The organism is Pseudomonas sp. Pseusp11 (assembly GCF_047304405.1).
Taxonomy (GTDB): Bacteria; Pseudomonadota; Gammaproteobacteria; order Pseudomonadales; family Pseudomonadaceae; genus Aquipseudomonas.
In genome coordinates, this window is the sequence record NZ_JBGLZF010000015.1 from 43,490 (window position 1) to 66,699 (window position 23,210).

The following is a 23,210-nucleotide window of genomic DNA, read 5'->3' on the forward strand; positions in this document are numbered from 1 at the left end:
TTACCCTCGTGGCTCAATGCTTGCGGCCAGAATCGCCAGAACCAGTTGCTGGAAATCCAGGCCGGCGGCACGGGCCGCCATTGGCACCAGACTGTGATCGGTCATGCCCGGTGCGGTGTTGACTTCCAGGAACCAGAACTGCCCGTCGGCGTCCTGCATCACATCCGCCCTGCCCCAACCGGCGATACCCAGCGCCTCACAGGCTTTGGCCGTGAGGTCCATGAGTTCCTTTTCTTTGTCGCTGTCCAGGCCGCACGGAATGCGGTACTGGGTATCGTTGGCGATGTACTTGGCGTCGTAGTCGTAGAAACTGTGCGTCGTGCCCAGGGCAATTGGTGGCAACACTTGGTCACGCAGGGTGGCGATGGTGAACTCCGGACCGTGAATCCATTGCTCGACCAACACTTGCGAATCGTAGGTACTGGCCGCTTTCCATGCCTCGATCAACTCGGGCGCGGTAGTCACTTTGGCCATCCCGATACTGGAACCTTCATGGGCCGGTTTGACGATCAGCGGGAAGCCCAGTTCCGTGGCCGCCGAAATACAATCGGCCTCGGAGCTCAGTACCGCGTGGCGTGGCGTCGGAATGCCGAGGCTGTGCCAGACCTGCTTGGTGCGCAGTTTGTCCATGGCCAGGGCCGAGGCCAGAATGCCGCTGCCGGTGTACGGAATCCCTGCACATTCGAGCAGGCCCTGCATGCTGCCGTCTTCACCGCCACGACCGTGGAGGATGATGAAGGCGCGGTCGATTTTTTCGTTCAGCAAGCGTTGCAGCAGGTCATCGCCCACATCAATACCGAACGCGTCCACACCGGCGCTTTGCAGTGCATCGAGCACCGCGTTACCCGACTTCAGGGACACTTCACGCTCGGCACTCTTGCCGCCGAACAGCACGGCAACGCGACCGAAATCCTTCGGCGCGACAGTGGAGACGAGGTTGGCGTAAGCAGCAGTCATTTCAACTTCCCCTCTACCGGTGCGGCAACGGCCCCGGCGAACAACGGACTGTTCAACAGTTTGGGTGCGAGGCCACCGATATCACCGGCGCCCTGGCACAGCAGAATGTCGCCGGCACGCAGCAGCGGCTTGACGATCGGCGCGAGGTCGATGCCGCGCTCGATGTAGATCGGGTCGAGCTGACCGCGCTGACGGATGCTGTTGCACAGCTTGCGGCTGTCGGCGCCTGGAATCGGCTCTTCGCCGGCCGGATAGACTTCCATCAGCAGTAGCACGTTGGCATCGGCCAGCACATTGACGAAATCGTCGTACAGATCGCGGGTGCGGCTGTAACGGTGCGGCTGGTAGACCATCACCAGACGGCGCTCCGGCCAGCCACCGCGCACGGCTTTGATCACGGCCGCGACTTCGGTCGGGTGGTGACCGTAGTCGTCCACCAGCATCACGTTGCCGCCTTCGACCGGCAGTTCGCCGTACACCTGGAAGCGACGGCCAACACCCTGGAACCCGGACAAGCCCTGGACGATGGCTTCATCGCTGACGCCTTCGTCGGTGGCGATGCAAATGGTCGCCAGCGCGTTCAGCACGTTGTGGTTGCCCGGCATGTTCACCGAGACATCCAGCGGCTCGCGATCAGGGCGCAGCACGGTGAAGAAAGTCTGCATGCCTTGCTGGCGTACGTTGATGGCGCGTACGTCGGCGTCATCGCCGAAGCCGTAAGTGACCGTCGGACGCTTCACCAGCGGGAGGATTTCACGCACCACCGGATCGTCCAGGCACACCACCGCCAAACCGTAGAACGGCAGGTTGTGCAGGAACTCGACGAAGGTTTTCTTCAGCTTGTTGAAGTCACCGTCGTAGGTCGCCATGTGGTCGGCGTCGATGTTGGTGACCACGGCCACCAGCGGCTGCAAGTGCAGGAAGCTGGCATCGCTTTCGTCGGCTTCGGCAATCAGGTAGCGGCTGGTGCCAAGCTGGGCATTGGTGCCCGCGGCATTCAGACGGCCACCGATGACGAACGTCGGGTCCAGGCCACCAGCGGCGAACACCGAAGCGATCAGGCTGGTGGTGGTGGTTTTGCCGTGAGTACCGGCGACGGCGATGCCATGGCGGTAGCGCATCAGTTCGGCGAGCATCTCGGCACGCGGCACCACCGGAATCCGGCGTTCCAGCGCGGTCGCGACTTCCGGGTTGGACGTGTTGACGGCGCTCGACACCACCAGCACGTCGGCGGCTGCGGCGTTCTCGGCACGGTGGCCGATGAAAATATGCGCACCAAAAGATTCCAGGCGCTCGGTCACCGGCGAAGCCTTCAGGTCGGAACCGGACACTTGATAGCCCAGGTTCAGCAACACTTCGGCGATGCCGCACATGCCCACTCCGCCGATTCCGACGAAGTGGATGCGACGGATGCGGCGCATTTCCGGTTGTGGCATGGCTTTCTTGTTCTCAACCATGGGCCACCTCAAGGCAAGTATCGACCACGTTACGAGTGGCATCGGGTTTGGCCAGGCGGCGTGCCGCGCTGGCCATGTCGTTGAGTCGTTGCGGTTGCATCAAGACCTCTGTCAGGCGAGCGGCAAGGTCCGCTGCGCCAGTCGTTCTTTGCGGCATCAGGAAGGCAGCGCCTTCACGGGCCAAATAATCGGCGTTGCGGGTCTGGTGATCGTCGATCGCGTGGGGCAAAGGCACCAGCATCGAGGGCAGACCGGCGGCCGCCAGTTCACTGATGGTCAGCGCGCCTGCGCGGCACACCACCAGGTCGGCCCAGCCATAGGCTTGGGCCATGTCTTTGATGAAAGGCTGCACTTGCGCCTCGACGCCAGCCGCGCGATAGCGCTCTGCAGTCACTTCATCGTGGTTTTTGCCAGCCTGATGGAACACGTCCGGGCGCAGGTCAGGGGCGACTTGCGACAGGGCTTCAGGCAGCAACTTGTTCAACGGCTCTGCGCCCAGGCTTCCGCCCAGGATCAGCAAACGCGCCTTGCGACCGGCCAGGGCAGGTCGCGGTGTTTCGAGGAACAGCTCGGTGCGCACCGGGTTACCGGTGGTCCGACGGCTGTCCGACAGGGTAAAGGTGTCGGGGAACGCTTCACAGACTCGGGCGGCCAACGGCACCAGCAACCGATTGGCGGTACCGGCCACGGCGTTCTGCTCGTGAACGATGACCGGCACACCGGCCAATCTGGCTGCAACGCCGCCAGGGCCAGTCACAAAACCACCAAAGCCGACCACACAGACTGGCCGCAGCTGACGAATGATCGCCCGCGCCTGCCAGATCGACTTGAGCAACATGACCGGCGCCTTGAGCAGGGACAATTTACCCTTGCCGCGCAAACCGCTGGCGTGGATCCGATGCAATTCAATACCGGCCGCCGGCACCAGATCGTTTTCGATCCCGCGGGGCGTGCCGAGCCAGTGCACGGTGTAGCCGCGGGCCTGGAACTCACGCGCACAGGAAAGTGCAGGGAACACATGGCCCCCGGTGCCGCCAGCCATGATCAGTACGTTAGCGCCCATGGTTCGGCTCCTCGGCGAAGTCGCTCTCATGGAATTCCATCTCTTCACTGCCCAAATGGGTTCGACTCTCCCACTCGATGCGCAGCAACAAGCCAAGACAGGCACAGCAGATCACCAACGAACTGCCGCCATAACTGAGGAATGGCAAGGTCAGACCTTTGGTCGGCAGCAGGCCGACGTTCACGCCGATGTTGATCAGGAACTGGCCGATCCACAGGAACGACAAGCCGTAAGCAACGTAGGCGGCAAAAAACTGTTTGGCTTTCTCGGCCCACAGGCCAATGTACATGCCCCGAATACACACGAAGACGAACAGCGCCACCGTGCACAAGGAGCCCACGGCCCCCAGCTCTTCAGCCAGCACCGAAAACACGAAGTCGGTGTGGGCTTCCGGCAGGTAGAACTGTTTCTGCACGCTGTTGCCCAGGCCGACGCCCAGCCATTCGCCGCGACCGAAAGCGATCAAGGCCTGGGAGAGCTGATAGCCGGCACCGAACTGGTCGGCCCACGGATCGGCAAAGTTGGTCAGACGCGCCATTCGATACGGCTGCATCTGAATCAACAACACCACCGCCGCGACAGCCAGGACCACCATCAGGGAAAACCGGAACAGCCCGACCCCGCCGAGGAACAGCATCGCCGCAGCTGCCCCCATCATCACGACGGTGGCACCGAAGTCTGGCTCCATCAGCAACAGCCCTGCCATTGGCAACAGCACGATGAACGGCTTGAAGAAGCCCATCCAGCTTTCACGCACTTCTTTCTGACGGCGCACCAGATAACCGGCGAGGTAGATCACCACGAACACCTTGGCGATCTCGGAAGGCTGAACGTTGAAGAAACTGAAGCCGATCCAGCGCATCGAACCGTTCACTTCCCGACCGATCCCCGGGACGATCACCATCACCAGCAAGCCGAACGCACCGATCAGCATCAGCCAGCCCAGGCGTTGCCAGGTGGCAATCGGAATCATCATGGTGACGATGCAGGCACCCAGGCCCAGCACAACGTAGATCAGGTGGCGAATCATGTAGTACAGGGCGCTGCCCGACTGCACCGCCCCCACCTCGGTCGATGCCGAGGCAATCATGATCAGCCCCAGGCCGAGCAGTGCCAGGCAACCGGCGAGCATCGGGAAATCGAGGTCGATACCGCGCCCGGTGATCAGCGGCGATGGATACGGCTTGATGATGTTCTTCAAGCTCATGCCAGATCCTCCACGGCGCGGACGAACTGGTGACCACGGTCTTCATAGTTCTTGAACATGTCGAAGCTGGCGCAAGCCGGCGACAGCAGCACCGCGTCGCCCTTTTCGGCGATGGCGCGGCATTGCTCGACCGCTTCGATCAGCGAGCCGACGCGAATCAGTGGCACGGCATCGCCGATGGCCTCACCGATCTTGTCGGAATCACGGCCCATCAAAATGACGGCGCGGCAGTTGGCCGCCACCGGATCACGCAAATCCTTGAATTCGGCGCCCTTGCCATCGCCACCGGCGATCAGCACAAGCTTGCCGTCGATGTCCGCCCCCAGGCCTTCGATGGCCGCCAATGCGGCGCCGACGTTGGTGGCTTTGGAATCGTTGTAGTAGCTCACGCCATCAAGGTCGCGGACCCACTGGCAGCGATGCTCGAGCCCGGCGAAATTGCGCAGGGCTGAAAGCATGGCGTCGAATGGCAGGCCGACGGCGTGGCCGAGCGCCAATGCCGCGAGGGCGTTGGACTGGTTATGCGCACCACGAACTTTCAGCTCGCGCACCGGCATCAGGTTCTGGAATTCGAAGGCCAGGTATTTCTCGCCATCCTCTTCCCGAATGCCGAAGGCCTTGAAGTCGGGTTTGTTCAAACCGAAGGTCCAGCACGGCTGACCTTCACCCATCAGCGGACGGCTCAGGGCGTCCTGACGGTTGACCACAAACTGCCTGGCGCCCCGGAAGATCCGGTGCTTGGCCAAGTGATAGGCCGGCAGACCGCTGTAGCGGTCCATGTGGTCTTCACTGATGTTGAGCACGGTCGCCACTTCGGCGTTGAGCTGATCGGTGGTTTCGAGCTGGAAGCTCGACAGTTCCATCACGTACAGCTCGATGTCGTCGCTGAGCAAATCCAGCGCCGGTGTGCCGAGGTTGCCACCAACGGCAACACGCTTGCCGGCCGCAGCCGCCATCTCGCCGACCAGGGTGGTGACGGTGCTTTTGGCGTTGGAACCGGTAATGGCGACAATCGGCGCTTTCGCGTTACGCGCGAACAGCTCGATGTCTCCGGACATTTTCACGCCACGGGCGGCGGCAGCCTGCAGGGCCGGGGTCGCCAGCGCCAGGCCGGGGCTCACGTAGAGCTCGTCGGCACGGCACAGGAATTCGACGTCCAGCTCGCCACAACGCACTTCCACGTGCGGATAGTCACGCTTGAGCGTGGCCAGTTCCGGTGGATTTTCCCGCGTATCGGCGACAGCAAACGACACGCCCCGGTTCGCCAGGAAGCGAACCAGGGACATGCCGCTCTTGCCGAGGCCGACAACGATGCGGAAGTGGTCAGAAGCGATCAGAGACACTCGTTCTACCTCAGCTTCAGGGTGGCAAGGCCGATCAACACGAGAATCACGGTGATGATCCAGAAACGGACGATCACGCGCGGCTCGGGCCAGCCCTTGAGTTCAAAGTGGTGGTGAATCGGTGCCATGCGGAACACACGGCGACCGGTCAGCTTAAAGGAGGCGACCTGAATGACGACTGACAGGGTCTCCATCACGAACACACCACCCATGATGAACAGGACGATTTCCTGACGGACGATCACTGCGATGGTGCCCAGGGCCGCACCTAGCGCCAGCGCGCCAACGTCGCCCATGAAGACTTGTGCCGGATAGGTGTTGAACCAGAGGAACCCCAGGCCAGCACCGATCAAGGCGCCGCAGAACACAATCAGCTCACCCGCGCCCGGTACGTAAGGAATCAGCAGGTATTCGGCGAACTTCACGTTACCCGACAGGTAGCAGAAGATCCCCAGGCCGCCGCCGACCATCACGGTGGGCATGATCGCCAGACCGTCGAGGCCGTCGGTCAGGTTGACCGCGTTGCTCGAGCCGACAATCACGAAATAGGTCAGGACGATGAAGCCTGCGCCCAGCGGAATGCTGTAGTCCTTGAGCATCGGCAGGATCAGGGTGGTTTCCACCGGCGTCGCGGCAGTCATATAAAGGAAGATTGCCGCGCCCAGGCCGAACACCGACTGCCAGAAATATTTCCAGCGGCTCGGAAGGCCGCGGGAGTTTTTCTCGATGACTTTGCGATAGTCGTCAACCCAGCCGATGGCGCCGAACAGCAGGGTCACCAACAACACGACCCAAACGTAACGGTTGGTCAGGTCAGCCCAAAGCAAGGTGCTGACGCCGATGGAGGAAAGAATCAGCGCGCCGCCCATGGTCGGGGTGCCCGACTTCGACAGGTGCGATTGCGGGCCGTCGTTGCGAACGGATTGACCGATCTGACGGTTCTGCAGAGTGCGGATCATCCACGGGCCATAGCACAGCGACAAGACCAGCGCGGTCAGTACACCGAGAATCCCGCGCAGGGTCAGGTACTGAAAGACCGCGAAGCCTTTGTAGAACTGTTGCAGATACTCCGCTAGCAGCAGCAGCATTAATGTTTCTCCAGACTGGTCCCGCACAAAGCGGCAACGATGTTTTCCATCGCAGCGCTACGCGAGCCCTTGATCAAAAAGGTAGTGTTTGTGTCCTGCTCGGCTTCCAGCGCCTTGATCAGTTCAGCCTGTGTGCTGAAGTGAAAGGCCTGCTCGCCGAAAGCGTTCACGGCGTGAGCCATCATTGGCCCGACGGCGTAAAGCGCGGAAACCTTGCCGCGGGCGTACTCGCCCACATCGCGGTGCCCCTGCTCTGCCCACGCGCCCAACTCGCCGATATCCCCGAGCACCAAAACGGTGCGGCCGGAAAAGCCGGCGAGTATATCAACGGCGGCGCACATAGAGGTGGGGTTCGCGTTGTATGTGTCATCGATTACGCGCATGCCGTTAGGCGCCAGTTGCGCGACGGTGCGTCCCTTGACCGGTTGCACCGCGCCAAGGCCGGTGGCGATGCCGAACAGCGACACACCCAAAGCATGCGCGGCAGCGGCAGCGGCCATGGCATTGGCGACGTTATGGGTGCCGAGCAGATTCAGCTGAACCCGCTCCACACCTTCAGGGCTGTGCAGGTTGAACGCCGGGCAACCGCGGGCATCGCGGTCCAGGTCGCTGGCATGGAAATCGGCGTTGACGTTGCTCAGGGCAAAAGTCAGCACTTTTCGACCGGCGGCACGGGTCTTCCAGATGTCGAAGGCCTTGTCGTCGAGATTCAGCACGGCGATGCCATCGGCATCCAGCCCTTCGAGAATCTCGCCCTTGGCTTCGACGATTTTTTCCGGCCCGCCGAACTCACCAACGTGGGCGGTCCCGGCGTTGTTGATGATGGCCACGTGGGGTTTGGTCATGGCGACGGTGTAGGCAATCTCGCCAATGCGCGAAGCGCCGAGTTCGATCACGGCGGCGGTGTGTTCCGGCGCCAGTTCGAGCAGGGTCAGCGGAGCACCGAGGTCATTGTTCAGGTTGCCACGGGTCGCCAGCACCGGACCGCGCGTGCGCAGGATGCTTGCCAGCATTTCCTTGACCGTGGTCTTGCCGCTGGAACCGGTAACGGCCGCGACCGGCTGAGTGAACGCGGCACGGTTGATCGCACCCAACTGGCCGAGGGCCTGGCGGGTGTCTTTAACCAGCAGTTGCGGCAGCGAGCTGTCGGCAACTTCGCGTTCGACCAGGGCAGCCACGGCGCCTTTGGCGGCGACGTCATTCAGGTAGTCATGGCCATCGAAACGCGGGCCGGCCAGAGCAATAAACAATTGGCCGGGCTTGATCGCCCGGCTGTCGATGCTGACGCCGTCGAAGCTGGCATCACCGGCAATCAAACGAGCATTCAGTGCGCCGGTCAGTTCGCTCAGTTTCAAGGCTTTAAGCATGGGCTACCTCCCACGCGGTCAGGGCATGATCGGCCTCGACCAAATCGGAGAAAGCGAGGCGTTCGCCATTGATTTCCTGATAGTCCTCATGACCTTTACCAGCCAGGACAATCACGTCATCCGCCGAAGCGCTGGCGATCAACCGGGCAATCGCCTGGCCACGACCGGCGACGAAGGTGACTTTATCCACAGCGGTGAAACCGGCACGGATGTCGTCGAAAATCGCGGCGGGGTCTTCGGTGCGCGGGTTGTCGTCGGTGACCAGCACACCATCGGCCAGACGCTCGACCACTTCAGCCATCAGCGGACGCTTGCCGCGATCGCGATCACCGCCGCAACCGAACAGGCACAGCAACCGGCCTTTGGCGTGAGGACGCAGGGCCATCAAGACTTTTTCCAGCGCATCCGGTGTGTGGGCGTAATCGACCACCACCAACGGCTGAGTGCCGCCGCCCAGACGCTGCATGCGACCGGCCGGGCCTTCGAGTTTCGGCAGCACGTTGAGGATTTCGTCCAGCGCGTAGTCGAGACCGAGTAAGGCACCGACCGCGGCCAACACGTTGCTCAGGTTGAAACGGCCGAGCAAGGTGCTGCGCAAATGGTGTTCGCCCTGCGGCGTAACCAGCGTGGCGCGCACGCCTTCGTCACTGAACTGCGCTTCGCGGCAATACAGGTAAGCGCGGGAGTCTTCCAGGCTGTAAGTGATCAGCCGCGACTCACCCTCATCAGCCGCCAGTTGCCGGCCAAAATCGTCGTCGAGGTTGACCACCCGGCACTTCAGATCATTCCAGGCAAACAACCTGGCCTTTGTTTCGCCATAGGCCTGCATGGTGCCGTGGTAATCCAGATGATCGCGCGACAGGTTGGTCATCACCGCCACATCGAAGGCCAGCGCGGTTACACGACCCTGATCCAGCCCATGGGAAGAGACTTCCATGGCCACGGCTTTGGCACCGGCCTTTTTCAGGTCGGCGAGGGTTGCTTGCAGCGCAATCGGGTTCGGCGTGGTGTGCAAGCCGCTTTCCAGCGCGCCATGGAAACCGGAGCCCAGAGTGCCAACGATACCGCAGTGTTGACCGAGCAAATCGAGGGCTTGCGCGACCAATTGGGTCACGCTGGTTTTACCGTTGGTGCCGGTCACGCCGATCAGGTTCATGTGACGGCTCGGGTCGCCGTAAAAGCGCCCGGCGATATCCGAGAGCTGCGCCGCCAGGCCTTTGACCGGAATCAGCGGCACGTCGGTAATCGGCAGCACGGTCGCGCCTTCGACTTCATAAGCCACGGCGGCAGCACCGCGCTGCAAGGCGTCGGCGATGTGCGCACGACCGTCGAACTTGCCACCAGGGACCGCAAGGAACAAATCACCTGCCCGTACGTTACGGCTGTCCAGCGCCAATTCGCGGATCAATAGATCATGGCCGGCGTGGGCGAAAATCTTGTTCAGGCTCAGCGACATCAGCCGCGCCCTCCATTAGCTTTCAGCGGAACGACCGGTGCGGCGTTCGCTTGTTGAGTGGCTGGCAGGTTGTCCGGGGTGATGTTCATCAGGCGCAAGGTCCCGGACATCACTTTGCTGAACACCGGCGCCGATACCAGACCACCGAAGTAACCGGCCTTGGTCGGTTCGTCGATCACCACCACGATCGCGTAACGCGGGTCGCTCATCGGGCCGAAACCGGCGAACAGCGAGCGGTAGGAGTTCTCGGCGTAGCCTTTGGTTCCGACCGACGTCTTACGCGCAGTACCCGACTTGCCGCCCACGTGATACGCCGGCACCTGCGCACGGAATACGCCGCGCGGGGCTTCGATCACTTGTTGCAGCATGCCTTGCATGGTTTTCGCGACGGCTTCCGGCAGCACCTGAGTGGTTTGCGGCGCCTTGTCGGTTTTGATCAGGGTCAACGGCGCGAGGCGACCATTGTTGGCCAGGGCCGAGAAGGCGTGGACCAACTGGATCGCGGTCACGGAAATACCGTAGCCGTAGGACAGCGTGGCGGTTTCAGCCTTGCGCCATTCGCGGTAGTTCGGCAGGTTGCCGACGCGCTCACCCGGGAAACCCAAGCCGGTGTCCTGGCCGAGGCCAACTTTCTGTGCCAGACGGAAAATCGTTTCGCCACCGATATCGAACGCGACCTTACTCATGCCGACGTTACTGGAATTGATCAGGATACCGGTCAGGTCGAGCACCGGACCTTCGGTCTTGGATACGTCCTTGATGGTGTATTTACCAATCTGCAAGCTGCCCGGGTACACCTCGACGGTGTCGCTCGGTTTCCAGCGCCCGGTTTCGATCGCGGCGCTCATGGAGATCGCTTTCATGGTCGAACCCGGCTCGAACACGTCGATCATTGCGCGGTTGCGCATCATCGCCGGTTGCAGGTTGCGACGGTTGTTCGGGTTGTAGGTCGGCTGGTTGACCATGGCGAGAATCTCGCCGGTCTTCACGTCCATGATCACCAGGCTACCGGCCTTGGCGCCGTTCTCGATGATCGCGTTGCGCAGCTCGCGGTTGGCCAGGTATTGCAGGCGCAGGTCAATGGACAACGCCAAGGGCTTGCCGGCCTTGGCGTTTTTGGTGACCTGGACATCTTTGATCAGCCGGCCGCGCCGGTCCTTGATGACCTGTCGCTTGCCGGGCACCCCGGCCAGCCATTCGTCGTAGGCCAGCTCGACGCCTTCGCGCCCGTGATCGTCGATGTCGGTAAAGCCGACCATGTGGGCAGTGACTTCACCGGCCGGGTAGAAACGCCGGAACTCTTCGATGCCATAGACGCCCGGCACTTTCAGATCGAGCACAGCCTGGCCCTGCTCGGGGGTCAGCCCGCGCACCAGGTAAATGAATTCTTTGTTGGCCTGGGCTTCGAGACGTTCGGCCAGGGCTTTGGGGTCCTGCCCCAGGGCAGCCGCCAGTGCCGGCCATTTCTCTTTGGCCAGCTGCATTTCCTTGGCGTTGGCCCACAGGGTGGTGACCGGGGTACTCACGGCCAACGGCTCGCCGTTACGGTCGGTGATCAGACCACGGTGAGCCGGAATCGGAATATGACGAACACTGCGCGCGTCGCCCTGACCTTTAAGGAAGTCACGGTCGACCACTTGCAGATCAATGATGCGCCAGGAAATCGCCGCCACCATGATGCCGAGCAAGCCCAGCACCAGACGGAACCGCCACGGGAAGAGTGCGCCTTCGAGTTTCATCATGGCGCCACCATCTGCACTTCAGCAGCGCCAGGAATGCGCATCTTCAGCTGCTCGGTCGCCAACACTTCGATACGGCTGTGGGCGGTCCAGGTGCTTTGTTCGAGAATCAACCGGCCCCACTCCGCCTGCGCCTTGTCGCGCACGCTCAATTCGTTGTACAGCGAATTCAACAGCTGACGGTTCCAGTGGGCGCTATAGGACACGCCGATGGCCGATACGAGCACACCGATAAACAGCAGCAGCATGAAAAAGCTTCCGCCGGGAAGTGGTTTGGCGAAAAGCTTGCTCACCGCAACTTCTCCGCGACGCGCATGATGGCGCTACGAGAACGTGGGTTGGCTTTGAGTTCGGCCTCGGAGGCGGACTGCGCTTTGCCATGGACTTTGATTTTCGGTTCGAAGGCGACGTGACGGACCGGCAAATTGCGCGGCAGGTTATCAGCCTCGCCTTTCACCAGTTTGCGCATGAACAGTTTGACGATGCGGTCTTCCAGCGAGTGGAAGCTGATCACTACCAGACGACCGCCGACTTCCAGGCACTCCAGCGCGGCTTCGAGACCGGTTTCCAGATCGCCCAGTTCGTTGTTGACGTGAATACGCAGCCCCTGGAATGCACGGGTCGCCGGGTTCTTGCCCTTTTCCCATGCAGGGTTGGCGACTTTCAGCACTTCTGCCAGATCGGCAGTGCGCTCGAACGGCTTGATGTCACGACGTTCGGCCACGGCACGCGCCATGCGGCCGGAGAAACGCTCTTCGCCGTATTCCTTGAACACCCGGGCGATTTCTTCCACCGGCGCGGTATTGACGAACTCGGCGGCGCTGATCCCGCGGGACGGATCCATGCGCATGTCCAACGGGCCGTCGTTGAGAAAACTGAAGCCGCGCTCAGGGTCGTCGAGCTGAGGCGAAGACACGCCCAGGTCAAGCAGAACACCGCTGACCTTGCCGGCCAGACCGCGTTCGGCGACTTCCGAACCGAGCTCGGCAAAGCTGCGCTGTACAACGACAAAGCGGCCGTCTTCGGCCGCTAGCGTTTGCCCGGTGGCAATCGCTTGAGGATCTTTGTCGAACCCGAGCAACCGACCATCGGGCCCGAGCTTGCTGAGGATCAACCGGCTATGTCCGCCGCGTCCGAACGTGCCGTCCAGATAGCAGCCATCAGGACGTACGGCGAGAGCCTCGACGGCTTCGTCAAGCAGTACGGTGATGTGGTTAAAGCCGCTATCAATAGTCACAGGATCAAATCACGCAGTTCATCAGGCATGGCGCCCGGTTGTTGAATAGCAGCCAGGTCAGCGGCAGAAACCGCATTCCAGGCATCCTCGTCCCACAATTGGAACTTGTTCAGTTGGCCTACCAACATTGCGCGCTTATCCAACTTGGCATATTCGCGAAGACGCGGCGGGACCAGAAAACGACCACTGCCATCGAGCTCGAGGTCGACGGCATTACCAATCAGTAAACGTTGCAGGCGGCGGTTTTCTTCGCGAAGCGAAGGCAGTGCGCGCAGTTTGGTTTCGATAATTTCCCACTCATCGAGGGGATAAACACACAAACACGGATCAACGGCATCGATGGTGACGATTAATTGACCGGAACTACGCGAAACGAGCTCGTCACGGTACCGGCTCGGCATGGCGAGACGGCCCTTTGCATCGAGACTGATAGCGTTAGCTCCGCGAAACACGTCAGCGTTTCTCCAAATATTAGCGTTTTGCGCTCAAAAAACCCACTTCATGCCACTTTCCGCCACTTGCGCACACTATAGGAATGCGCCCACCACACCGTCAAGGCGCGGATAGAAGGAAAAGCCTTACAGAACGGAGATTTAGGAGCGTAAAAGGAGGGGAAACGAGAATCTGACGGGTGAATTTGTTCAATAACTTGAGTCAGCACAGAAGGCTGCGTTCAGAAGTTAAAGTAGTTTGTTAAGAGTAAGATTTTTTCGGTATTACAAAAGCGCTTCTGCTATTGATTCAGCAGGGAGGGAAATTGCCATTACGCATATCGCTGCCAATGATTGAAGCAGAGAAGAAAAAAGGTGGAGAGTCGATCTGTAAGCCGGGTTCTGTCTTGAACAGTCATTCGTCTACGATGGCCATCACTGGACATCTTTAGCAACCTACCCGGTCCCAGCGCGGGCCACGCCTTGGGACCCTATTTGGTCTTGCTCCAAGTGGGGTTTACCTAGCCACGAACTGTTGCCAGACGTGCGGTGCGCTCTTACCGCACCTTTTCACCCTTACCGGCGCCGAAGCGCTTAGGCGGTTATTTTCTGTGGCACTTTCCGTAGGCTCACGCCTCCCAGGCATTACCTGGCACTTCGCCCTATGGAGCCCGGACTTTCCTCCCCCCCCTAATTTTCATAGAGGGCAGCGACTGTCCGATCGACTCTCCGCCGCGAAGGTTAACGGCAGAGCGGCCGAAGAACAAGCTCTAAAAGCCTCTGGCCGGCGCTGCGCGTCGCTTTTTTACTCGCCCTTCTGCTTATCCAGCGCAACCTGATAGAGCACATTCTTGCGCTCGCCGGTAATTTGCGCCGCCAATGCCGCCGCACGCTTGAGCGGCATCTCTTCGAGCAGCAGGTTGAGAATACGCATGGCTTCGCTGCTGACAGCGTCCTCAGTCTCGGGAGCAGACCAGCCAGCGACCAGCACCACGCACTCGCCGCGCTGCTGGTTGCTGTCCGATTCGACGAACTCGCGCAACTCGGCCAGCGGCAAGCCTTTAAGGGTTTCGAAGGTCTTGGTCAGCTCGCGCGCCAGCAATGCCGGACGATCGGCGCCGAATACCAGCTCCATGTCTTGCAGGCATTCAAGGATGCGGTGTGGAGCTTCATAAAAAATCAGCGTGCGCGGCTCTTCTTTTATCAGTTCCAGGCGAGCGCGCCGGCCGACAGCCTTGGCCGGTAGAAACCCTTCGAAGATGAAACGGTCCGATGGCAACCCCGCCGCCGAGAGTGCCGCAATCAATGCACAGGCACCCGGAACCGGCACCACATTGATCCCTGCGGCACGGGCCTGACGCACCAGGTGATAACCCGGATCGGAAATCAGCGGCGTCCCGGCATCGGAGATCAATGCCACATCGTCGCCAGCGAGCAAGCGAGTGATAAAGCGGCTGCCTTCATCCCTCTCGTTGTGTTCATGGCAGGCCGCCAGCGGCGTGGGGATACCGAAGTGCTGCATCAATCGCTGGGAATGGCGAGTGTCTTCGGCAGCAATCAACGAAACCTCACGCAGGATCTTCAGCGCACGCGCACTGATGTCGTCCAGGTTGCCGATGGGCGTCGCCACCACATAAAGCGAGCCAGCAGCGGAATTCAAAGCACCTGGAGCAGTCAAAGCGCACACCTCATGATCGGTAAAAGCCGCCATTGTAGCGCGTAGCGACATTCGCGATACCTGCAAGCAACTCTCGGTTTTCCAGCCTTTTGTGCAGTGCCGCAACATTTGCACGAGCTAAATTGATCGATTCACGCCAGTAACATCGCGCCCCGGCCAGCGCTTGGGTACAATTCCACGCTTATTTGATCGAGTATCAGGAACACTTACATGATCGCTTGCCTGCGGCTGTTCTCTGCCCTCTGCCTCGCTGCCTTGCTGGCGGCTTGCGCCAGCTCGCCCTCCTCCAGCCTTGGCGAACTACCACGGACCCCGGATGCCAGTATCGAGCAACTGCTCGAACAGGCCGCTCAAAGTAAAACGCCGGACAAGGCAGCCTTGCTGCGCTTGAGCGCGGCAGACCTGGCTTATCGTCAGGGCAATGCCGGCCAATCCGCGCAAATCCTGCAACAAGTACCGATGGAACAACTCAAGCCTGGCCAACAGGTCTTCGCCAGCACCCTGGCGGCTGAATTGGCCATGGTGCGCAATCAGCCCAAAGCGGCGCTGACGGCCCTGAGCCATCCGAGCCTGCAACGCCTGAGCGAACTGCCAGCCGAACAACAGGTTCGCACCGGCACCGTCCATGCCCGCGCCCTTGAGGCCGACGGCCAGACCCTGGCCGCCGCACGGGAGCGCATTTTCATCGCCCCCATGCTGAGCGATCAAGCTGCGAGCAAAAACCACGAAGCGATCTGGACCCTGATCGCTTCACTGCCGACCGATCAACTGCAGCCGACCACCGACGACGACCTCGGCGGCTGGTTGAGCCTGGCCCGAGCAGTGAAAACAGCCGGCACCCTGGAACAGCAGCAAGCCGCGATCGACAACTGGCGCGCGAACAATCCAAAGCATCCGGCCGCCATCCAGCTGCCGTTGCCACTGACCAAACTCAAGGATCTGGCCAGCCAGCCCCTGAGCAAAATCGCCGTGCTGCTGCCTCAAGCAGATGGCCCGCTGGCGGCTGCCAGCAAGGCACTGCGTGAAGGTATCGTGGCTGCTCACTACCAGGCGCAACAAGCCGGGCAGAATCCGCCAGCCATCGTATTTTATGACAGCTCGATAATGACCACTGTGCCGCCGCGGATGTCGCTGGACGATTTCTATCGCAAGGCCCAGGCCGATGGCGTGCAACTGGTCATCGGCCCGCTGGAAAAACCGCTGGTCAAGCAGCTCAGCGCTCGCCCACAACTGCCGATCACCACCCTGGCGCTGAACTACAGCGAAGGCGAACAAGGTCCGGCCCAGCTGTTCCAATTCGGCCTTGCCGCTGAAGACGAAGCCCGCGAAGTGTCCCGTCGTGCGCGCGCCGATGGCTTGCATCGCGCCGCCATCATGGTGCCGAAAGGCGAATGGGGTGACCGCGTACTCAGAGCATTCAGCCAGGATTGGCAAGCCAACGGCGGCAGCATTGTCGCGACCGAGCGCGTCGACCAACCGGTGCAACTGGCCCAGCAAATTGCCGACATGTTCCAGCTGCGCCAGAGCGAAGGCCGCGCCAAGAGCCTGCAAAACACCGTTGGCTCGCAGGTAGCCGCCCAGCCTTCGCGTCGTCAGGATATCGAGTTCATCTTCCTGGCCGCGACGCCGCAACAGGCTCAACAGATCAAACCGACCCTGAACTTCCAGTACGCGGGTGACGTGCCGGTTTACGCCACCTCCCACGTGTTCAGCGCCAGCGGCGACCAGAACCAGTACAACGACATGAACGGTATTCGCTTCTGCGAAACTCCATGGCTGCTGGATGCCAACGACCCGCTGCGTAAACAGGTCACCGCACAATGGCCACAAGCCGCTGGCAGCCTGGGTCGTCTATACGCGATGGGCGTTGACGCCTATCGCCTGGCACCACGCCTGGGGCAACTCAAGGCCTTGCCGGACAGCCGCATCGAAGGTCAATCGGGCAGCCTGGGCATGACTCAGAATCAACGGGTCGTGCGTCAGTTGCCATGGGCAGAGTTCGTCAACGGTCAGGTTCAACGCCTGCCGGACACCTCGCGCTGATGCCCGACAGGTCACGCCAGCAAAGCGGTAAGGATGCCGAGCGCCATGCGCTCGAGCATCTTCAGCAACAAGGTCTGCGCCTGCTGGCGCAGAACTGGTTATGTAAACGCGGCGAGCTTGATCTGGTCATGCTTGATGGCGATACAGTAGTATTCGTCGAAGTCCGCTACAGAAAGAACACCCAATGGGGTGGCGCGCTCGATAGCATCGATGGGCGCAAACGGCAGAAACTGATTTTCGCCGCGCAGTATTTTCTTCAGCGCGAGTCGCGTTGGGCCAATTCCCCTTGCCGCTTCGACGTGGTTGCCATCGACAGCAACCTTGATCAGTTGAACTGGTTGCAGAATGCCTTCGACAGCTGATCGCTTGCGCCCCGAACCGGACACCTTCACCCAACATTTTTGCTCTTTGCTTTGCGGGCTGCACATTCATGTGCCGAGTAGCCGCGCTAATTAAGGTCACACAGATGGACATGCAATCGCGAATTCGCCAGCTTTTTCAGGCCAGTATCGACACCAAGCAACAGGCGATGGACGTACTTGCACCGCACATCGAGCAAGCCAGCCAGGTCATGGTCAACGCCCTGCTCAACGAGGGCAAAATGCTGTCCTGCGGCAACGGCGGTTCCGCCGGTGACGCACAGCACTTCTCGTCCGAACTGCTCAACCGCTTCGAGCGCGAGCGCCCGAGCCTGCCGGCCATCGCACTGACCACCGACAGCTCGACGATCACCTCGATCGCCAACGACTACAGCTACAACGAAATCTTCTCCAAACAGATCCGCGCCCTCGGTCAACCGGGTGACGTATTGCTGGCCATTTCCACCAGCGGCAACTCGGCGAACATTATTCAAGCGATCCAGGCCGCACATGATCGCGAAATGATTGTCGTAGCATTGACGGGTCGTGATGGCGGCGGCATGGCGTCACTGCTTTTGCCGGAGGACGTCGAGATTCGCGTACCGGCCAATGTCACTGCACGTATTCAGGAAGTCCACCTGCTGGCGATCCATTGCCTTTGCGATTTGATCGACAGCCAACTGTTCGGGAGTGAAGAATGACCCCTAATCGCCTAGGCCTTCTGGCCTTGACCCTGTGCCTCGGCATCAGCGGCTGCACCTCGGTGGTTAACGCCAGCCGTGAAGCGCCGATCGACGATGACCGTGGTACCCGCACCTTCGGCAGCAAAATCGACGACTCTCTGATCGATACCAAGGTCGGCGTGAACATTGCCAAGGCCGATCCAGCCCTGGATAACGACTCGCACATCGTTGTCACCAGCTTCAACGGCGTGGTGCTGCTGGCCGGACAAACCCCGCGCGCCGACCTCAAGGCCAAGGCCGAACAGGTCGCCGCCTCCGTTCAGCGTGTGAAGAAGGTGCATAACGAACTGCAAGTGCTGCAGCCCTCCTCGCTGCTGGCGCGCCAGAACGACACCTGGCTGACCACCAAGATCAAAACCCAGATGCTCACCGATCCTTCCATCCCGGGCTCGCGCATCAAGGTTGTGACCGAAAACGGCATCGTTTATCTACTCGGCCTGCTGACCAAGCAGGAAGCGGCGCAGGCGACCAATCTGGTGCAAGGCGTTTCCGGCGTGCAGAAGATTGTGAAGTTGTTTGAGTACATCGACTGATACATCCCTCCTGCAGCAATAAAAAAGGCGATCCATCCGGATCGCCTTTTTTATTACTTCACCACCTTCAAACTCGGCCGACCACTGGGACGCGGCGGCTCGCTGTCGGGTGGCGGGATATCATCATCCGGCTCGATCTCTTCCTCGTCGTCCAGAGGCGATTCCATATCGAACACCATGCCTTGGCCGTTCTCCCGAGCGTAAATACCCAGGATCGACGCGATAGGCACATACAGGGTGTGCGGCACGCCACCGAAGCGCCCTTCGAAACTGACCGCCTCGTTATCCATGTGCAAATGACGCACGGCTGCCGGGGATACGTTCAGGACAATCTGCCCGTCACTGGCAAAACCCTGAGGCACCTGTACCGACGGATACTCGGAATTGACCAGCATGTGCGGGGTGCAATCGTTGTCCACAATCCACTCATAGAGCGCGCGGACCAGATAAGGTCGACTGGAGTTCATAGCGGCTCCTTAAGCCTTAGCGCATATCGCGTTCGACACCAGACAGACTCGCCTGGAAAGCCTCACGCGCAAACTGACGCTCCATGTAATCAAGCAGCGGCTTGGCAGGCCGCGGCAGTTCTATACCCAGAATCGGCAATCGCCAGAGTATTGGTAATAGGCAGCAATCCACCAGACTTTGTTCCTCACTGAGGAAAAACGGCTTGTCGGCGAATAGCGGCGACACGCCTGTCAGGCTTTCGCGCAGCTCTTTACGAGCCACCACGCGAGCTGCTTCCTTGGTCCGCGAATCCAGAATCAGATCCACCAGGCCACACCAGTCACGCTGAATGCGATGAATCAGCAGACGACTGTTGGCACGCGCCACGGGATAAACCGGCAGCAGTGGCGGATGCGGGTAACGCTCATCCAGATATTCCATCACCACGGTCGACTCCCACAACGCCAGGTCACGATCGACCAGGGTGGGCAGGCTTCCGTAAGGGTTCACTTCAATCAGTTTAGGCGGCTGACGACCAGCCTCCACGTAAATGATCTCGGCGCTGACACCCTTCTCTGCAAGTACGATGCGCACTCGGTGGGAATAGTGGTCGGCGGGGTCGGAGTAACAGGCCAACCGATTGGTCACGCCCATGGCGGTCCTCCTCGCTTGTTGAAATTATCGGAAACGGAAAAACACGCGCGCCCAGAGGGCGCCTCCCGTAACGCCTGGCTCGCCAGACTCGTTACACCTTCAGAGACGCCCCTGGGCGCGCGCGATTAACAGCAATGGCTTACAACGTTATCAATGGACGTCTTTCCAGTATTCACGCTTGAGCAAGTAAGCGAATACGAAGAAGAACGCCAGGTACAGCAACACATAGGTACCGATGCGCTGATGCTGCAGCTTCACCGGGTTGGCCGAGTAGGCCAGGAAAGTCACCAGATTCTTGACCTTCTCGTCGAACTGCTCTTCGGTCAGCGTACCGGTTTTCGGCAATACAGTCAGCTGATCGCAGGCTTCATGAGTCAAAGCGGTACCGGTCAGCGGATCGAATTGCTTCTTGCCGCCTTCGACGATTTGAACCTGTTTACAGCCTACCACCTGGCGACCCTGCAAGCCGACCAGAACGTTAGGCATGCCGACGTTCGGGAACACCTTGTTGTTCACGCCCCATGGACGCGACGGGTCTTCATAGAACGAACGCAGGTAGCCATAGAGCCAGTCGGTGCCACGAACGCGAGCCACCAGTGTCAGGTCGGGTGGCGCTGCACCAAACCAGGTCTTGGCGTCAGCCGGCTGCATGCCGATGCTCATGTGGTCGCCGATCTTGGCGCCAGTGAACACCAGCTTCTCGAGCATCAGCTCGTGAGGAATGCCCAGGTCATCGGCGACACGCTCGTAACGCTGGAACTTGGCACTGTGGCAGCCCATGCAATAGTTGGCGAACGTACGTGCGCCATCCTGCATGGCAGCCTTGTCGGAAACGTCGATGTCGACTTTTTCCAGCTCTGGGCCGCCGTGTTCGGCCGCGAAGGACAGTGCTGGCAGAGCAGCAAGAATCAGTACAGCAAATAGTTTTTTCATCAGCCAGTCACCCTTTCCGGAACCGGTTTGGTCTTCTCGAGCCTGGTGTAGAACGGCATCAGAATGAAGTAGGCGAAGTACAGGAAGGTACAAACCTGCGACAGCAACGTACGTTCCGGGGTAGGCGCCATGACGCCCAGCCAGCCAAGAATCACGAAGGAGATGCAGAATACCCAGAGCCAGATCTTGCTCAGCCAGCCCTTGTAGCGCATGGACTTGACCGGGCTACGGTCAAGCCAGGGCAGGACGAACAGCAAGGCAATCGAAGCACCCATGGCAACAACACCCAGGAGCTTGTCCGGAACTGCCCGCAGAATCGCGTAGAACGGCGTGAAGTACCAGACCGGAGCGATGTGCTCAGGGGTCTTGAAAGCGTTCGCCACTTCAAAGTTCGGTTTCTCGAGGAAGTAGCCGCCCATTTCCGGGAAGAAGAACACGATCGCGCAGAAGATGAACAGGAACACCACTACGCCGACGATATCTTTCACGGTGTAGTACGGATGGAAGGCAATGCCGTCCAGCGGTACGCCGTTTTCGTCTTTGTGCTTCTTGATGTCCACGCCGTCCGGGTTGTTCGAACCGACTTCGTGCAACGCCAGAATGTGCAGCACCACCAGGCCGAGGATCACGATCGGCAAGGCAACCACATGCAAGGCGAAGAAACGGTTCAGGGTAATACCGGAAATCAGGTAGTCACCACGGATCCACTGGGTCAGGTCGTTACCGATGACCGGGATCGCACCGAACAGAGAGATGATCACCTGGGCGCCCCAGTAGGACATCTGGCCCCACGGCAGCAGGTAACCCATGAAGGCTTCAGCCATCAGCGCCAGGTAGATCAGCATGCCGAACACCCACACCAGCTCACGCGGCTTCTGGTACGAACCGTAGAGCAGGCCACGGAACATGTGCAGATAAACCACAATGAAGAACGCCGAAGCGCCGGTGGAGTGCAGCAGACGCAGGATCGAGCCGTACTCGACGTCGCGCATGATGTATTCGACGGAAGCGAATGCTTCTTCCGCCGACGGGGTGTAGCTCATGGTCAGCCAGACACCGGTAACGATCTGGTTGACCAGAACGAGCAGCGCCAGGGAGCCAAAGAAATAGAAGAAGTTGAAGTTCTTCGGGGCGTAATACTTGCTGAGATGGTCTTCCCACATTTTGGTCGCGGGGAAGCGCGCATCAACCCAATCCATGAACTTGCTCATCACGCTTTCTCCGTATCGACGCCAACGACAATGATGTCATCGGTCTCATAGGAATGCGGGGGAACTGGCAGGTTCAAAGGCGCGGGTTGCGACTTGTAGACGCGGCCAGCCAAATCGTAGTGGGAACCGTGGCAAGGGCAGAAGTAGCCCCCGACCCAATCCTTGCCCAGATCGGCAGGTGCCACTTCCGGACGGAAGGTCGGTGAGCAACCCAGGTGAGTGCAGATGCCGATCAGCAGCAGGACTTCTGGCTTGATCGAACGCGTCTGCGGGTCGACATAGGTCGGTTGCGTCGAGTTCTTGGAGGCGGGGTCAGACAGCTGGCCCTCAATCTTTTTCAGATTCCCCAGGATTTCCTCGGTACGGCGGACGATGAACACCGGCTGACCGCGCCACTCAGCAATCATTTGCTGGCCTGGCTCGATTTTGCTGACATTCACTTTCACCGGTGCACCTGCGGCTTTCGCCTTGGCACTGGGAAACCATGACCCCACGAACGGGACCGCAGCCCCCACCGCTCCTGCAGCACCCACCACGGATGTGGCTGCTACCAAGAAGCGACGCCGGCCTGCATTCACGCCGTCATTGCTCATTCAGTCCTCTCCCATCAGCTTTGTGGCCTGTTAAATCAGGCGTCTACTAAGTAAAAATCTGAACTTATAAAAATTTTGCCGAATGGTAATGAAAAGCCCCAATTCTGACAAGGTAATTACCGAAGGGCTCCACTGCCAAGCCTTGTAGTATAGGGCCTCTGCGGATGTGGCAAGTTGTCACAGCGCAATTCGTTGATAAATAGCGCCCATAAAAAAACGCCCAGCTTCGCAAGGAAACTGGGCGTTCTTTTTGAACGTGAAAGCGAATTAACGCTTCGAGTACTGCGGACGCTTACGCGCTTTACGCAGACCGACTTTCTTACGTTCAACTTCACGAGCATCGCGGGTTACGAAGCCAGCTTTGCGCAGAGCAGAGCGCAGAGTTTCGTCGTAATCCATCAGAGCGCGAGTGATACCGTGGCGGATTGCGCCAGCTTGACCACTTACACCACCGCCGATCACGGTGACGTAGATGTCGAACTTCTCGACAGTCTCAGTCAATTCCAGCGGCTGACGAACTACCATGCGGGCAGTTTCGCGGCCGAAGAAATTATCCAGCGAACGGTTGTTGATGGAGATGTTACCAGTGCCCGGACGCAGGAAAACGCGTGCGGTTGCAGTCTTGCGACGGCCAGTGCCGTAATTTTGAGTCGCCGACATAATGAACTATT

Annotated in this window: 23 protein-coding genes and 1 other RNA gene; 4 read left to right on the forward strand and 20 right to left on the reverse strand. The window is 59.9% G+C overall.

Annotated features, from left to right (window positions below; all coding sequences use genetic code 11):
• The 14 genes from ACCC96_RS14325 to rsmI all read right to left on the reverse strand — a co-directional run bounded on the left by ACCC96_RS14325 (position 1) and on the right by rsmI (position 15,056).
• Positions 1 to 957: a D-alanine--D-alanine ligase gene (locus ACCC96_RS14325; RefSeq protein ID WP_413696166.1), complete on the reverse strand. Its 957-nt coding sequence runs from the start codon at positions 955 to 957 to the stop codon at positions 1 to 3.
• Positions 954 to 2,414 (reverse strand): UDP-N-acetylmuramate--L-alanine ligase, encoded by a 1,461-nt coding sequence (murC, locus tag ACCC96_RS14330; protein WP_018930135.1) that lies wholly within the window; start codon positions 2,412 to 2,414, stop codon positions 954 to 956. The genes ACCC96_RS14325 and murC overlap by 4 nt, the downstream gene beginning before the upstream one ends.
• Positions 2,407 to 3,477 carry an undecaprenyldiphospho-muramoylpentapeptide beta-N-acetylglucosaminyltransferase gene (gene murG, locus ACCC96_RS14335; protein WP_018930134.1) on the reverse strand — a complete coding sequence of 357 codons (1,071 nt, stop codon included), beginning with the start codon at positions 3,475 to 3,477 and terminating at the stop codon, positions 2,407 to 2,409. The genes murC and murG overlap by 8 nt, the downstream gene beginning before the upstream one ends.
• A complete protein-coding gene (gene ftsW / locus ACCC96_RS14340) occupies positions 3,467 to 4,684 on the reverse strand; it encodes a putative lipid II flippase FtsW (RefSeq protein WP_019651803.1) in 1,218 nt (405 codons plus the stop codon). Before ftsW ends, murG begins: the two co-directional genes overlap by 11 nt.
• The gene (gene murD / locus ACCC96_RS14345) at positions 4,681 to 6,027 is read right to left on the reverse strand and encodes a UDP-N-acetylmuramoyl-L-alanine--D-glutamate ligase (protein ID WP_258672398.1); all 1,347 of its coding nucleotides are present in this window, start codon (positions 6,025 to 6,027) and stop codon (positions 4,681 to 4,683) included. The genes ftsW and murD overlap by 4 nt, the downstream gene beginning before the upstream one ends.
• Before the next feature lie 5 nt (positions 6,028 to 6,032).
• Positions 6,033 to 7,115: a phospho-N-acetylmuramoyl-pentapeptide-transferase gene (mraY, locus tag ACCC96_RS14350; protein WP_008016698.1), complete on the reverse strand. Its 1,083-nt coding sequence runs from the start codon at positions 7,113 to 7,115 to the stop codon at positions 6,033 to 6,035.
• Positions 7,115 to 8,482, reverse strand: coding sequence for a UDP-N-acetylmuramoyl-tripeptide--D-alanyl-D-alanine ligase (locus ACCC96_RS14355; protein ID WP_413696167.1), 1,368 nt, complete (start codon positions 8,480 to 8,482; stop codon positions 7,115 to 7,117). Before ACCC96_RS14355 ends, mraY begins: the two co-directional genes overlap by 1 nt.
• A complete protein-coding gene (locus ACCC96_RS14360; protein ID WP_413696168.1) occupies positions 8,475 to 9,938 on the reverse strand; it encodes a UDP-N-acetylmuramoyl-L-alanyl-D-glutamate--2,6-diaminopimelate ligase in 1,464 nt (487 codons plus the stop codon). The genes ACCC96_RS14355 and ACCC96_RS14360 overlap by 8 nt, the downstream gene beginning before the upstream one ends.
• Positions 9,938 to 11,677: a peptidoglycan D,D-transpeptidase FtsI family protein gene (locus tag ACCC96_RS14365; protein ID WP_019651807.1), complete on the reverse strand. Its 1,740-nt coding sequence runs from the start codon at positions 11,675 to 11,677 to the stop codon at positions 9,938 to 9,940. Before ACCC96_RS14365 ends, ACCC96_RS14360 begins: the two co-directional genes overlap by 1 nt.
• A complete protein-coding gene (gene ftsL, locus ACCC96_RS14370; RefSeq protein WP_003205353.1) occupies positions 11,677 to 11,970 on the reverse strand; it encodes a cell division protein FtsL in 294 nt (97 codons plus the stop codon). The genes ACCC96_RS14365 and ftsL overlap by 1 nt, the downstream gene beginning before the upstream one ends.
• A complete protein-coding gene (rsmH, locus tag ACCC96_RS14375) occupies positions 11,967 to 12,914 on the reverse strand; it encodes a 16S rRNA (cytosine(1402)-N(4))-methyltransferase RsmH (RefSeq protein ID WP_007939834.1) in 948 nt (315 codons plus the stop codon). The genes ftsL and rsmH overlap by 4 nt, the downstream gene beginning before the upstream one ends.
• Positions 12,911 to 13,366: a division/cell wall cluster transcriptional repressor MraZ gene (gene mraZ, locus ACCC96_RS14380; RefSeq protein WP_003205355.1), complete on the reverse strand. Its 456-nt coding sequence runs from the start codon at positions 13,364 to 13,366 to the stop codon at positions 12,911 to 12,913. The genes rsmH and mraZ overlap by 4 nt, the downstream gene beginning before the upstream one ends.
• A 354-nt stretch (positions 13,367 to 13,720) precedes the next feature.
• Positions 13,721 to 14,074: RNase P RNA component class A (gene rnpB / locus ACCC96_RS14385), an RNA gene on the reverse strand.
• Positions 14,075 to 14,150: 76 nt separating this feature from the next.
• Entirely contained in the window at positions 14,151 to 15,056 is a 906-nt protein-coding gene (gene rsmI, locus ACCC96_RS14390; RefSeq protein WP_018930125.1) for a 16S rRNA (cytidine(1402)-2'-O)-methyltransferase, read from the reverse strand.
• Between the two features lie 177 nt (positions 15,057 to 15,233).
• On the opposite strand from rsmI, the gene ACCC96_RS14395 reads away from it, so the two are divergent.
• The 4 genes from ACCC96_RS14395 (at position 15,234) to ACCC96_RS14410 (ending at position 18,701) form a co-directional block, all read left to right on the forward strand.
• Positions 15,234 to 17,066: a penicillin-binding protein activator gene (locus tag ACCC96_RS14395; RefSeq protein ID WP_413696169.1), complete on the forward strand. Its 1,833-nt coding sequence runs from the start codon at positions 15,234 to 15,236 to the stop codon at positions 17,064 to 17,066.
• Positions 17,066 to 17,428: a YraN family protein gene (locus ACCC96_RS14400; RefSeq protein WP_007904371.1), complete on the forward strand. Its 363-nt coding sequence runs from the start codon at positions 17,066 to 17,068 to the stop codon at positions 17,426 to 17,428. The genes ACCC96_RS14395 and ACCC96_RS14400 overlap by 1 nt, the downstream gene beginning before the upstream one ends.
• Positions 17,429 to 17,532: 104 nt before the next feature.
• Complete coding sequence (locus ACCC96_RS14405) at positions 17,533 to 18,126, forward strand: phosphoheptose isomerase (protein WP_007904374.1); 594 nt, start codon at positions 17,533 to 17,535, stop codon at positions 18,124 to 18,126.
• On the forward strand, positions 18,123 to 18,701 hold the full coding sequence (locus tag ACCC96_RS14410; protein ID WP_413696170.1) for a BON domain-containing protein: 579 nt from the start codon (positions 18,123 to 18,125) through the stop codon (positions 18,699 to 18,701). The genes ACCC96_RS14405 and ACCC96_RS14410 overlap by 4 nt, the downstream gene beginning before the upstream one ends.
• Before the next feature lie 53 nt (positions 18,702 to 18,754).
• Here the strand turns inward: ACCC96_RS14410 and ACCC96_RS14415 are convergent, their stop codons facing one another.
• The 6 genes from ACCC96_RS14415 to rpsI form a co-directional block, all read right to left on the reverse strand.
• Positions 18,755 to 19,168, reverse strand: coding sequence for a ClpXP protease specificity-enhancing factor (locus ACCC96_RS14415; protein ID WP_007939829.1), 414 nt, complete (start codon positions 19,166 to 19,168; stop codon positions 18,755 to 18,757).
• 16 nt (positions 19,169 to 19,184) lie between these two features.
• Positions 19,185 to 19,802, reverse strand: a complete 618-nt coding sequence (locus ACCC96_RS14420) for a glutathione S-transferase N-terminal domain-containing protein (RefSeq protein WP_007939828.1) — start codon at positions 19,800 to 19,802, stop codon at positions 19,185 to 19,187.
• 150 nt (positions 19,803 to 19,952) lie between these two features.
• Positions 19,953 to 20,735: a cytochrome c1 gene (locus ACCC96_RS14425; RefSeq protein WP_258672392.1), complete on the reverse strand. Its 783-nt coding sequence runs from the start codon at positions 20,733 to 20,735 to the stop codon at positions 19,953 to 19,955.
• Positions 20,735 to 21,946, reverse strand: a complete 1,212-nt coding sequence (locus ACCC96_RS14430) for a cytochrome b (protein WP_018930119.1) — start codon at positions 21,944 to 21,946, stop codon at positions 20,735 to 20,737. Before ACCC96_RS14430 ends, ACCC96_RS14425 begins: the two co-directional genes overlap by 1 nt.
• On the reverse strand, positions 21,946 to 22,539 hold the full coding sequence (gene petA, locus ACCC96_RS14435) for a ubiquinol-cytochrome c reductase iron-sulfur subunit (RefSeq protein ID WP_007939825.1): 594 nt from the start codon (positions 22,537 to 22,539) through the stop codon (positions 21,946 to 21,948). The genes ACCC96_RS14430 and petA overlap by 1 nt, the downstream gene beginning before the upstream one ends.
• A gap of 267 nt (positions 22,540 to 22,806) precedes the next feature.
• A complete protein-coding gene (rpsI, locus tag ACCC96_RS14440; RefSeq protein WP_003228056.1) occupies positions 22,807 to 23,199 on the reverse strand; it encodes a 30S ribosomal protein S9 in 393 nt (130 codons plus the stop codon).
• Positions 23,200 to 23,210 lie beyond the last annotated feature (11 nt).